Here is a 13,373-nt window from a genome sequence, read left to right as displayed (position 1 = left end):
GACAGATCGGCGCCGATCATCAGCACGTCCGGGTCCGCGAGGGCCACCCGGTCGATCACGATGTCGGGGTCGCCCGCGATCGTGTCGAGCACCTGGACGAGCCGGGCGGCGATGCCCTCGACCGTGCCGCGGTCGAACAGGTCCTCGGCGAACTCCAGGTCGAAGCCGATGCCGTCGGGCGCGCCGTCGCCGGTCAGGTTCTCCTGGATGTGGAAGGTCAGGTCGAACCGCGCGGCGCCCATGTCGACGTCCTCGGCGAACCTCGCTTCGAGGCCGGGCATCGAGAAGACGCCCTCGGCGTTGTTCTCGAAGACCATCATCACCTGGAACAGCGGGTGGTGCGCCAGCGACCGCACCGGCTTCGCCACGTCCACCAGGCGCTCGAACGGCACGTCCTGGTGGGCGAACGCGGCCAGATCGGACTCGCGCACCCGGCCCAGCAGCTCGCGGAAGCTCGGGTTGCCCGAGGTGTCCGTCCGCAGCACCACCGTGTTCACGAAGAACCCGACCAGCTCGTCCAGCGCCTCGTCGGCCCGGCCCGCGACCGGCGTGCCGATCGGGATGTCCGTGCCCGCACCGAGCTTGGTCAGCAGCGTCGCCAAGGCCGCCTGCAACACCATGAAAACCGTGGTGTTGGTCTGGCGCGCGACCGCGGCCAACCGCTTGTGCAGCTCGACGTCGATCACGCCCTGGATCTCGTCGCCGCGGTGGCTGGCGACGGCGGGCCGGGGGCGATCGGTCGGCAGCGGCAGCAGCTCCGGCACGCCGCTCAGCGCTTCACGCCAGAACGCTAGCTGCGCGGAGATTACGCTCTCCGGGTCGTCCTCGCTACCGAGGACTTCCTGCTGCCACAACGTGTAGTCCGCGTACTGCACGGGCAGCGGAGTCCACTGTGGAGCCTTTCCCTGCCGCCGTGCGCCGTACGCCGTCGAGAGGTCGTTCGCGAACGGAGCGTCCGACCAACCGTCGCTGGCGATGTGGTGCAGCAGCAACAGGAGCACGTGCTCGTCGGCACTGACCGGGAACAGCGTCGCCCGCAGCGGCGGCTCGACCAGCAGGTCGAACTCGTAGCGAGCAGCGCGGTCCAGCTCAGCGTGCAGGCTGGCCTCGTCGACGGGAACGACGTGCAGCTCTGGCTTCGTGTCGAGGATCTGCTGGTACGGGTTGCTGTCGGCCTCCGGGAAAACCGTCCGCAGGCTCTCGTGCCGCTCGGCGACATCACCCAGCGCCGCCTCCAACGCCTCGCGGTCCAGTTCACCGGTGAGGCGCAGGATCTGCGGGACGTTGTAGGTCGTGCCGGACTCAAGGCGGTGCAGGAACCACAACCGCTGCTGCGCGAAGGAAAGCGGGATGCGTTCGGGACGCTCGACCGGCCTCAGCGCGGCCCGCGCCGCCGAACCGGCGTGCAGGCGAGCGGCCAGCCCGGCCACGGTCGGCTCAGCGAAGAGCGTGCGCACCGGCAGCTCCACTCCGAACGCGGACCGGACACGGCTGAGCAGGCGGATCGCGGACAGCGAGTGACCACCAAGCTCGAAGAAGCTGTCGTCGACACCAACCCGGTCAGCACCAAGCACTTCAGCGAACAGTCCACACAGGATTTCCTCCTGCGGCGTGCGCGGAGCACGAGACGCAGTGCTGGCCTCGGCCTCCTCCGTGGGCAACGCGGCACGGTCGACCCGCCCGTCCGCATCCACCGGGAGCCGGTCCAGCACAACGAACTTGTGCGGCACCAGGTACTCCGGCAGCACATCCTCCGCGATCTGCCGCGCGGACGCACTGTCCATTCGCGACGTCGGCACGACGTACGCGATGAACTGGCCGTCGCGGATCACCGCGAAAGCCTGCGCAACAGCGTCAACCGACGCGATCCGATCAGCGACTTCGGCCGGGTTGACACGGAAACCGCGGACAGTCGCCACGTCCTCGACGCGGCCCAGCATGTCCAGCGAGCCGTCCGCGGTGCGGCGAGCGAGCTCACCGGTAGCGGTCCCGAAGCGGTGCAGCTGACCCGTGACACCGGGTGGCACCGGCAGGCCGCCTTCGTCGAGCACGGTCACCGCGGGGTCGGCGAAGACCGTCGCGCGCTCGTCCTCGGTGAGCAGGTCGAGTTCCCAGATCGAGACGTCCGGGTTGGCCACCGCGTTCGCCAGCAGGCGGACCAGTCGCGCCCCAAATCCGTCCACAGTGGACCGATCGAACAGGTCCGTGGCGTACTCGATCTCGCCGACGATGCCCGCGGGCGCCCCGTCCGCGCTGTAGCGCTCCTGGAGCCGGACGTCCATGTCGAACTTGGACGCCCCGCCGACCACGTCGACCAGGGAGGTCTGGAGGCCGGGCATGGTGACGTCTACCTCGTCGAAGTTCTCGAAGGTCAGCATCACCTGGTACAGCGGGTGGCGGGCGAGCGAGCGCACCGGGTTGACGACCTCGACCAGCCGCTCGAACGGCACGTCCTGGTGGGCGAACGCGGCGAGGTCGGTCTCCCGGACGCGGTCCAGCAGCTCGCGGAAGGTCGGCGCGCCAGAGGTGTTCGCGCGCAGCACCAACGTGTTGACGAAGTAGCCGAACAGGTCTTCGAGCGCCTCGTCGGTGCGCCCGGCGATCGGGCTGCCGATCGGGATGTCCGTGCCCGCGCCGAGCCTCGTGATCAACGCGGCCAGGCCCGCCTGGACGGCCATGAAGAGCGTTGTGTTCGTCTGGCGCACCAGGGCGAGCAGCCCCTCGTGCAGCTCCGCGCCCAGCCGCAGCGGGGCTTCGTCACCGCCGTAGGTGGCCACCGGAGGACGGGGCCGGTCGGTGGGCAGCTGCACGAGCTCCGGGAGGTCCTTCAGCGCTTCCTTCCAGAACACCAGCTGGCGGGAGATCGCGCTGTTCGGGTCGTCCTCCCGGCCGAGCAGTTCCCGCTGCCACAGCGTGTAGTCCGCGTACTGCACGGGCAGCGGAGTCCACTGTGGAGCGTTCCCCTCGGCGCGAGCCGCGTACGCGATGGACAGGTCATCCCCAAGCAGGGTTTCCGACCAGCCGTCACTGGCGATGTGGTGCATCAGCGGCAGGAGCGCGTGCTCGGTGTCGCTGATGCGGAACAGGGTCACGTGCAGCGGGAGCTCGTTGGCCAGGTCGAAGTGGTACTGCGACGCCTCTTCGAGCTGCGCCGTCAGGCTCTCCTCGTCGGTGTCCACGACGCGGATGTCCACAGTGACCTGGTCCATGTCCAGGATGTGCTGGTACGGCGTGCCTTCGACCTCGGGGAACAGGGTGCGCAAGCTCTCGTGCCTGCCAACGACATCGCGCATCGCGAGGTGCAGCGCGTCTAGGTCGAGCGGGCCGGAGAGCCGCATGACCAGCGGCACGTTGTAGGTCGCGCTCGGCCCCTCAAGGCGGCTGAGGAACCACAGACCGCGTTGACCGAACGACAGCGGCACGCGCTCCGGGCGCTCCATCGCGACAAGTGCCAGCCGCGCTCCGTTGGCCTCGTCGATGCGTTCGGCGAGCCCGGCGACGGTCGGCGCCTCGAACAGCGCGCGCACCGCGAGTTCCGCGCCCAGCACGGACCGAATGCGGCTGATCAGCCTGGTGACGAGCAGGGAGTGACCGCCCAGCTCGAAGAAGCTGTCATCGATGCCGATCTTGTCGACGCCGAGCACGTCCGCGAACAGTCCACAAAGGATCTCCTCGCGCTGGTTGCGCGGAGCCCTTCCGGTGCTCGCCGCGGTCAGCTCCGGCGCGGGCAGCGCCTTGCGGTCGAGCTTCCCGTTGGGCGTCAACGGAAGCGCTTCAACCTCGACGAACGCGCTGGGCACCATGTGCACCGGCAGGTTCGCCGCGACGTGCTCACGCAACCCATCGCAGGAACCCACGACGTATGCAACAAGCCGCTTGTCGCCCGGCCGGTCCTCGCGAACGATGACGGCGGCCTGCGCGACACCGGGCCCATCGAGGACAGCGGCCTCGATCTCGCCCAGCTCGATGCGGAAGCCACGGATCTTGACCTGGTCGTCCGCGCGGCCGAAGAATTCAAGGACGCCGTTGGCAGTAACACTGGTCGCACCCGCAAGCGGTGCTCCGGTCCGGCGCGCCAGGTCACCGGTGCGGTACATCCGAGAACCCGCCGGGCCGAACGGATCGGCGACGAAGCGGTGAGCGCTCAGCCCGGCCCGGCCGAGGTACCCGCGCGCCAGACCGGCGCCCGCAACGTACATCTCGCCCGTGACACCGGGCGGCACCGGCTGGAGCCCCTGGTCCAGCACGTAAACCCGAAGGTCGGGGATCGCCGTGCCGATGGTGCTGTTGACGCTCGCCGCGGCGCTGGCCTCATCGAGCGCGAGGTGCGTGACGTGCACCGTGGTCTCGGTGATGCCGTACATGTTGACCAGGACCGGCGCGTCGTCGGCGTGCCGCTCGTACCAGGCCGAAAGCCGGGACAGCTCAAGGGCTTCGCCACCGAAGATCACGTAGCGCAGCGCGAGGTCCGTGCCCGGGTTCTCCAGATCGGCCTGCACCAACTGGTAGAAGGCGGACGGCGTCTGGTTGAGCACCGTGACCCGCTCGCGCTCCATCAGCGCCAGGAAGTCAGCGGGCGCGCGGGAAACCTCGTGCGGCACAACAACGAGCTTGCCGCCGTTGAGCAGCGGGCCCCACAGCTCCCACACCGAGAAGTCGAACGCGTAGGAGTGGAACAGCGTCCACACGTCGGATTGTCCAAAGTGGAACCAGTGCTCGGTCTGATCGAACAACCGCACGACGTTCTGGTGCGGGATCAGCACACCCTTGGGCTTGCCGGTCGAGCCCGACGTGTAGATGACGTAGGCGGCGTTGTCCGGGCACAGGTCGGAGCGAACCGGGTTCTCGACCGAGCCGCCTTCCTGCTCCTCCACCACGATCCGCGTGACATTCCCGGGAAGCTCCACCGCCACCTTGGAACTGGTCACCACGACCGTGGGCCGCGCGTCCTCGATGACGAACGCGATGCGCTCCGCCGGGTAGTTCGGGTCGAGCGGCAGGTAAGCGCCACCGGCCTTGAGCACGGCCAGCACCGCGACGACCAGCTCCGCCGAACGCGGCAGCGCCAGCGCGACGATGCGCTCCGGCCCAACCCCCTCGGCGATCAACTTGTGCGCCAACTGGTTCGCGCGCTCGTTCAGCTCTACATAGGACAGACGAGTGTCGTCGTAGACCACAGCGGTGCTCGAAGGGTTGGCCGCGACGGCGGCCTCGAACAGCGCGGGCACGGTGGTCTGGGTGACCTCGGCGACCGACGCGGCCCACTCCTCGGTGAGGCTCCGGCGCTCGACCGGCTCCAGGATGTCGGTCTGCCAGATCGGCCTGTCCGGGTCAGCGACGACCGCGCGCAGCAATCGGGCCAGCCGCGCGACGATCCGCTCCACCGTGCTCCGGTCGAACAGGTCGGTCGCGTACTCGACGAGACCCTTGAGGCCGTCCGGATCGCCGGCTTCGGTGTGGCACTCCTGCATGTCGAAATCGAGGTCGAACTTGGACACACCGGAACCGACGTCCTCCAGGCTCGCGCGCAGGCCCGGCATGTCCAGCTCGGCCTCGGCGTTGTTCTGGAAGAGGATCATCACCTGGAACAGCGGGTGGTGCGCGAGCGAGCGCACCGGGTTCAGCACCTCGACCAGCCGCTCGAACGGGATCTCCTGGTGCGCGTACGCGGCCAGGTCGGTGTCCCGGACCCGCGCCAGCAGCTCGCGGAACGTCGGGTTGCCCGAGGTGTCCGTGCGCAGCACCAGGGTGTTGACGAAGAAGCCGATCAGCTCGTCCAGCGCCTCGTCGGTGCGACCCGCGATCACCCCGCCCAGCGGGATGTCCGTGCCCGCGCCGAGCCTCGTGAGCAACGCGGACACGGCGGCCTGGAACACCATGAACAGCGTGGTGTTGGTGTGGCGCGCCAACTCCAGCAGATCGCGGTGCAGCTGCGCGTCCAGCTCGAAGTGGACCTCGTCGCCCTTGAAGCTCGCGGCGGCGGGACGCGGCCGGTCGGTCGGCAGCTCCAGCTGCTCCGGCAGACCCGCCAACTGCTTGCCCCAGAAGGCGACCTGCTGCGAGAGCAGGCTCTCCGGGTCGTCCTCGCTGCCCAGCAGCTCCTGCTGCCACAGCGTGTAGTCCGCGTACTGCACGGGAAGCTCGGGCCACGACGGCTCAAGTCCCTTGCGCCGCGCTCCGTACGCCGCCGAGAGGTCGCGAGCGAACGGCGCGTCCGACCAACCATCGCTGGCGATGTGGTGCAGCAGGAACAACAACACGTGCTCGTCGTTGCCCAACGAGAACAGCGTGACCCGCAACGGAAGCTCGGTGGCGAGGTCGAAGCCGTGCCGCGTCGCGGTCTTCAGCTCTTCCGCGAGCCCGGCCTCGTCGGTCTCCACGAAGCTGAACTCGGGCCGCGCCCGGGCGGAGTCGATGATCAGCTGGTGCGGGGTGCCGTCGACCTCGGGGAAGATCGTGCGCAGCGTCTCGTGCCGCTCCACGATGTCGCCGATCGCGACCTGAAGCGCAGCGCGGTCGAGTTCGCCGGACATGCGCAGCAGCAACGGAACCGTGTACGTCGCGCTGCGGCCTTCAAGCCGGTACAGGAACCACAGCCGCCACTGCGCGGCGGAAAGCGGGATCATCTCCGGGCGCTCCATCGGCGCGAGCGCGACACGAGCCTCGCTGGCGCCCTTCATCCGCTCCGCGAGGGCTTCGACGGTGGGCGCCTCGAACAGGTGCCGGATCGCCAGCTCGACGCCGAACATCGACCGGATGCGGCTCAGCAACCGGATCGCGGTCAGCGAGTGCCCGCCCAGCTCGAAGAAGTTGTCGTCGATGCCCACGGTCGGCACACCGAGCACAGTGGAGAACAGTCCACAAAGGATTTCCTGCTCAGGGGTGCGCGGAGCACGCCAGGACAGCTGCGCGGGACCGTCCTCCTCGGCGACGACTTCCTCCACCGCCCCCGCGGTGGAGGAGACCGACACGAGCTGCGTCGGGTCCTCTACCACGGTCTCGACCAGCCGCATGAGCTCGTCGGCCAGCTGCTGGATCTCCTTGGTGGAGAACAGGTCCGGCCGGTACTCCAGGCGCAGGCGGAGGTTCTTGCCGGGTAGCACGGACAGCGTCAACGGGTAGTGCGTGGCGTCGTGGTCCTCCAGCACACTGACCCGCAGGCCGGGTGCGGGGGTCCACACGTCATCGTCGTCGTGCGGGTAGTTCTCCACCACGGTCAGGGTGTCGAACAGCTCGCCCAGCCCGGCAATCCGCTGCACGTCGTTGAGGCCGAGGTGCTGGAACTCGATGAGCTTCGACTGCTCATCCTGCACGCGCGTGAGGAGGTCCACAATGGACTCGTCCGACCGCAGTCGCACGCGCACCGGCAGCGTGTTGATGAACATGCCGATCATCGACTCGACACCGGGCAGTGCGGAAGAACGACCCGAGAACGTCGCGCCGAACACAACGTCGTCGCGGCCGGTCTGCTTGCCCAGCAACAGGCTCCACACGCCCTGGACGACCGTGTTCAGCGTGAGGCCGTTCAACCGCAGGCGGTCCTGAAGCCTCTCGGTCAACTCGGCGGGCAGCGTGAGCAGCAACTGCTCTGGCGTCTGCTGAGTCCCCGGAGTGCCCTTGGCGAGCAGAGTCGGTGCGGTGAGGCCGTCCAGGGCCTCGCGCCACACCGCGTCCCCGGCCGCCTTGTCCTGCCGCCCCAGCCACGCGAGGTGGTCGCGGAAAGCGGCCACGGCGGGCAGCGACTTCCCTTGGTAGAGCGCGAAAAGCTCGTCGAGCAGTAGCTGCATCGACCAACCGTCGAAGAGGATGTGGTGGTTGGTGATGACGAAGCGGTGGTCGTCCTCGCCGAGCTTGACCAGCGTGAAGCGCAGCAGCGGCGGCTTGGTCAGGTCGAAGCGGTGCGCGCGGTCGGCGCTGGTGACCCGCAATAGCTCCGCGTCGCACGCGGCGGTGTCGAGCCCGGACAGGTCCACCTCCGCCCACGGCAGGTCGACGTCGCCGGGCACGACCTGGACCGGCTGCGACAGGCCCTCGTGCCAGAACCCGGCGCGGAGGTTCGGGTGCCGCTCAAGCAGTTCAGCCGCCGCGGTGCGCAGTGCGCCCGCGTCGAGCGAACCGTGGAACGAGTAGACCTCCTGGACGGAGTAGACGTCCGTGGCCTGCTCGTCGTAAAGCGAGTGGAACAGCAGACCTTCCTGAAGCGGCGCGAGCGGCAACGCGTCGGCCAACCCGGGCATGGCCTGCTCAAGGCTCTCGATGTCGTTCTGCGACAAGGAGACAAGCGGCAGGTCGGACGGGGTGAGCCCGCCGAGCTCCGGCTGCGCCGCCAACGCGGACAGCGCCTCCAGCGCGGTGAACCAGCCATCGGCCAGCTCACGAACGTCCTTTTCGGACAGCAGCTCTCCGGCCCACGTCCAGGTGGCGACCAGACGCGGTCCGTCGACGTCGTCCTCGGTGACCGCGTCCAGCTCCAACGCCAGCCCCAGCGGCATGTCGGCGTCGAAGCCCGCGCCCAGCGCCGGTGCCTCGGGAGCGGCGGCCCAGTCGGCGCGCTCCGCCGCGGCGAACCGGCCGAGGTAGTTGAACCCGATCTGCGGGCGGGCGAACGCGGCCAGCTCCGCCGAGGTCTCAGCGTTCAGGTGCCGCAGCAACCCGTAGCCGATGCCGTTGTCCGGCAAGGACCTCAGCTGCTCCTTGACGCGCTTGAGCACTCGCGCGGCAGCGCGCACATCACCAAGCTCATGCGTGCCGGGATCGAGGCGAACCGGGTAGGCGCTGGTGAACCAACCAACCGTCCTGGCGAGATCGACGCCCTCGGCGATGTCCTCGCGACCGTGCCCCTCAAGTTCGAGCACAAGCGCGGTCTCGTCCACTCCACGGCGACGGCGCCAGTCCGCGACCGTCAGCGCAAGGCCGCTCAACAGCACGTCGTTCACGCCACCGTGCACCGAAGCGGGGACAGCGCCCAGCAGCGGAGCGGTGATCGCGGTCGGCAGCGACAGGGTCAGCGACTTCGTGGTCGACCGCACGTCACGAGTCCGGTCGAGCGCACGCTCACCGAGCAGCGGATCGGCGGTGTCGAGAACGGACTTCCACAGGTCCAGCTCGTAAGCGCGCTCGATCGCCTGCGCGCCAAGGTGTTCACGCCACCGACGAACCGAAGTCCCGACCGGGGCCAGCTCCGGGGCCTTGCCCGCCGAAACGGCCTCCCACGCGGCACGGAGATCGGGCAGCAGCACCCGCCACGAAACACCGTCCACCACAAGGTGATGGACCAGCAGCAGCAAGCGACCCGGCTCGTCGGCGCCCGCGTCGAACCACACCGCGCGGACCATCGCACCGGACCACGGGTCCAGTTCGGCTTGCGCCTGTGCGGCTGCCGAACGCAGGGCCTCCTCGTCGAACCCGGCAACGCGACGAACACAGGTAGCCGCGTCGACCGCACCGATCTCGGGAACGTTGAGCGACCAGTCCACATCGGACAGTCGAGCCCGCAGCGCGTCGTGCCGGTCGAGCACCGCCTGAAGCGCGACGGTCAGGTTCTCGACCCCGAGCCCGGCGGGCACGTAGACCAACATCGACTGGTGGTAGCCGTCGATCGGTCCGTCCAGCTCACGAAGATCAGCGATGATCGGCGTCGGCAGGACAGCACCAACGGCAACGTCCGGAGTCGCAGGAGAAGTCGACTCCACAACACCGGCGACGGCCGCGATCCGCGCGACGGTCTTGTGCTCGAAGACATCGCGCGGCGTGATCCGCAGACCGGCCTTGCGTGCACGGCTGACGAGCTGGATGGAAACGATGCTGTCGCCACCGAGGTCGAAGAAGCCCTGGTTCAGGCCGACTTCCGACAGCCCCAGGACTTCGGCGAACAGCCCCGCCAGCACCTTCTCCTGCACGGTGCGCGGCTCAACGTCCTCGCCCGAAACGAGTTCCGGCGCGGGCAACGCGGCCCGGTCCAGCTGCCCGTCAGCGGTCAACGGCAGTGCGTCGAGCACCACGAAAGCCTGTGGCACCAAGTAGTCCGGCAACGACCGCGCCGCGTGCTCCCGCAAGTCCACGGCGCGAACTGAGCGACCCGTCTCCGGCACCACGTAGCCGACCAGCTGCTCGCGACCTTCGCTGACGAAAGTTCCGACAACGGCCTCGACAAGCGCCGGGTGTCCACAGAGGACGGACCTGATGCGGTCGGAGTCGATTCGCACACCCCGAACGAGGAGCTGGTCCTCGGTGCGGGCCAAGCGCTCCAGTTCCTCGTCGGAGAGCAGGACATCTAGCGAACCGATGCGCGTGGCCGGGTCCGCCACCGCGCCGCGCAGCAGCTGCGCGAGTCGACGAACCAGCAGCTCGACGCTCGCACCGTCGAACAGATCCGTCGCGTACTCGACGATCGCGTCCACACCGGTCGGCGCGCCGTCCGAGGCGAAGCGCTCCTGGAGGCGGAGGTCGATGTCGAACTTCGCGACCCCCGTCGGCACCTCGTCGACCTCGGCGAGCAGACCGGGCAGCTCCGGCCGCGCCTCACCGAGGTTCTCGAAGGTCAGCATCACCTGGAACAGCGGGTGGTACGCGAGCGACCGGTCCGGGTTCAGCACCTCGACGAGGCGCTCGAACGGCAGGTCCTGGTGCGCGTACGCGGCGAGGTCGGCCTGGCGGACGCGGTCCAGCAGCTCGCGGAACGTCGGGTCGCCCGAGGTGTCCGTGCGCAGTACCAACGTGTTGACGAAGTAGCCGACGAGCTGGTCGAGCTGTTCGTCAGCTCGGCCCGCGGCCGGGGTGCCCAGCGGCACGTCGGTGCCCGCGCCGAGGCGGGTCATCAGCGCGGCGAGCGCGGCCTGCACCACCATGAACACGGTGCTGCCGGTGCTCCTGGCGAGTTCGGTGACACCGCGGTGCAGTTCCGCGTCGAGGGTCAGCCGCAGCTCCGCACCGCGGTGGCTTGCGGTCGCCAGACGCGGCCGGTCGGTCGGCAGCTCGACGAGCTGCGGCAGCCCGTCCAACGCCGTCCGCCAGAACTCCAGCTGCCGGTCGTGCTCGGCTCCGAGAACCGCCTGCTGCCACAGGGTGTAGTCGGAGTAGCTGACTGGAAGCTCGGGCCACTCCGGCGCGCGACCGTCCAGGCGGGCGGTGTAGGCGACGGCGAGGTCGTTGATCAGCGGCCGCTCCGACCACCCGTCACTGGCGATGTGGTGCATGAGCAGGAGCAGCACGTGCTCGCCGTCCGCCCGGGAGAACAGGCTGACCCGCAACGAGGTTTCGTTGTCCAGGTCGAACGGGTAGCGGGCCGCCTCGGCGACCGCGCCCTCAAGGTCATCGGTGTCCACAAAGGACACATCGGGCGTAGCGTCGAGAACCTGCTGCCGCGCAACGCCGTCCACGTCGGGGAAGATCGTGCGCAGCGTCTCGTGCCGAGCGACCACATCCCGCACCGCGGCACGCAGCGCCTCGTGGTCGACGGTGCCGGTCATCCGCAGCACCAAAGGAATGTTGTAGGTCGCGCTCGGTCCCTCAAGGCGGTGGAGGAACCACAGGCCGCGCTGCGCCGCGGACAACGGCAGCGGCTCGGGCCTGGCGGCGGGAACCAACGCGGGACGCGCACCCGTGGACTCGTCCAGCCGCTCGGCCAACTCGGCCACGGTCGGTGCCTCGAACAGGGCCCGGACCGAGACCTCGACGTCCATAGTGGAGCGAATGCGGCTGATCAGTCGCGCGGCCAGCAGCGAGTCACCGCCCAGCTCGAAGAAGCCGTCGTCGATCCCGGCCTGCTCCACACCGAGGACGTCGACGAAGAGTCCACACAGGATCTCCTCGCGCGGGTTCCTCGCGGCGCGGCCGGTCGAAGCGGCACCGAGGTCAGGAGCCGGAAGCGCTCGCCGGTCAAGCTTTCCGTTGGGCGCCAACGGCAGCGCATCGAGCACGACGAAGGCGCTAGGCACCATGTGACTGGGCAGGTGCTCGGCAACGTGCTCCCGAACCACCACACTGTCCACTTCGGACACTACATAAGCCACGAGTCGCTTGTCTCCAGGGCGGTCCTCGCGCGCGAGAACGGCGGCCTGGGTGACCCCGGGAGCGTCGAGCACAACGGACTCGATCTCGCCCAGCTCGATGCGGAAGCCGCGGATCTTGACCTGGTCGTCGGCCCGGCCGGTGAACTCGATCAGCCCGTTCGCGCCCCACCGCGCGAGGTCACCCGTGCGGTACATCCTTTGGCCAGCAACGAAAGGCGAGGCGACGAAGCGCTCCGCGGTCAGCCCCGGCCGGTTCAGGTAGCCACGCGCGAGCTGCACACCCGCGACGTACAGCTCGCCTTCATCCGCGGGCCGCAGTGCGGCGTCGAGGATGTAGGCCTGCGTGTTCCACACCGGCGTGCCGATCGGCACCGAACGATCCCCGAGGCCCGGCTCCACATCCCACGCAGTGACGTCGATCGACGCCTCCGTAGGGCCGTAGTGGTGGGCAAGCCGCACGCCCCACTGGGAAACGACTTCTTCGGCGAGCGCGGTCGGAAGCACCTCGCCCGCCACGAAAACGACGCGCAGCGCGAGGTCAGCATTGGCCCGGATCGCCGGAGCCGTCACGGCGAGCAGCGACGGAACGAACTGGGCGACGGTCACACCGTGCTCGGCCGCGTACGCGACAAGGCGCTCCGGCTCGCGAGTGACATCGCCCGGCGCCATGCAGATCGTCGCGCCGGTCAGCAACGGCAGCCAGATCTCCGAGCCCGACGCGTCGAAGCTGAACGCGGTCCTGGCGAGCACCACGTCCGAGGCTCCGATGCCCCATTCCTCGGCCTGCCACAGCATGTGGTTGACCACACCGTGGTGCGGCAGGACAGCACCCTTCGGGCGCCCCGTGGAACCGGAGGTGTAGATGACGTACGCGGCGTTGGCGGGATCCAGTGGCACAGCAGCGAGATCGGACTCGTCGCCGGGCTCGATCGTGTCGAGCAACAGCACCGGGGCGGTCGTCACCGGCAGGGAACCCGCGATGTCCGCGGTGGTGATCAAGCAAGCGGGATCGCCGTCGCTGAGCATGAACGCCACGCGCTCGGCGGGGTAGTCCGGGTCGATCGGCAGGTACGCGGCACCGGCTTTGAGCACCGCGAGCATCGCCACGACCACGTCCGCCGAACGCGGCAGCGCAAGGGCCACCGTGCGCTCGCGCCCGACACCGTGCTCCATCAGCTTGCGCGCCAAGCGGTTCGCGCGCGCGTTCAGCTCCGCGTAGGTCAGCCGCTGGTCGCGGAACACCACCGCGACGGCGTCCGGCGTGCGGCTGGCCTGCTCCTGAACCAGCACCGGGATCGGCGCGGGGGTCACGTCCCCGCCGCTGTACGGAGAAAGCGGGCCGCGCATCGCCAGACCATCCAC

At 69.1% G+C, this 13,373-nt stretch carries 1 protein-coding gene (only partly in view); it reads right to left on the bottom strand.

The genetic code is table 11. The features are described 5' to 3' along the window. Window positions 1-13,373 carry the 5' portion of a non-ribosomal peptide synthase/polyketide synthase gene (locus NLX83_RS35305; RefSeq protein ID WP_254239601.1) on the bottom strand. The gene continues 8,884 nt to the left of window position 1, outside the view, so only the first 13,373 of its 22,257 coding nucleotides appear in the window; it begins with the start codon at window positions 13,371-13,373; its stop codon lies beyond the left edge, outside the window.

It is taken from the genome of Allokutzneria sp. A3M-2-11 16 (assembly GCF_024213555.1).
Taxonomy (GTDB): Bacteria; Actinomycetota; Actinomycetes; order Mycobacteriales; family Pseudonocardiaceae; genus Allokutzneria.
This window is presented reverse-complemented; position numbering and strand designations above follow the sequence as displayed.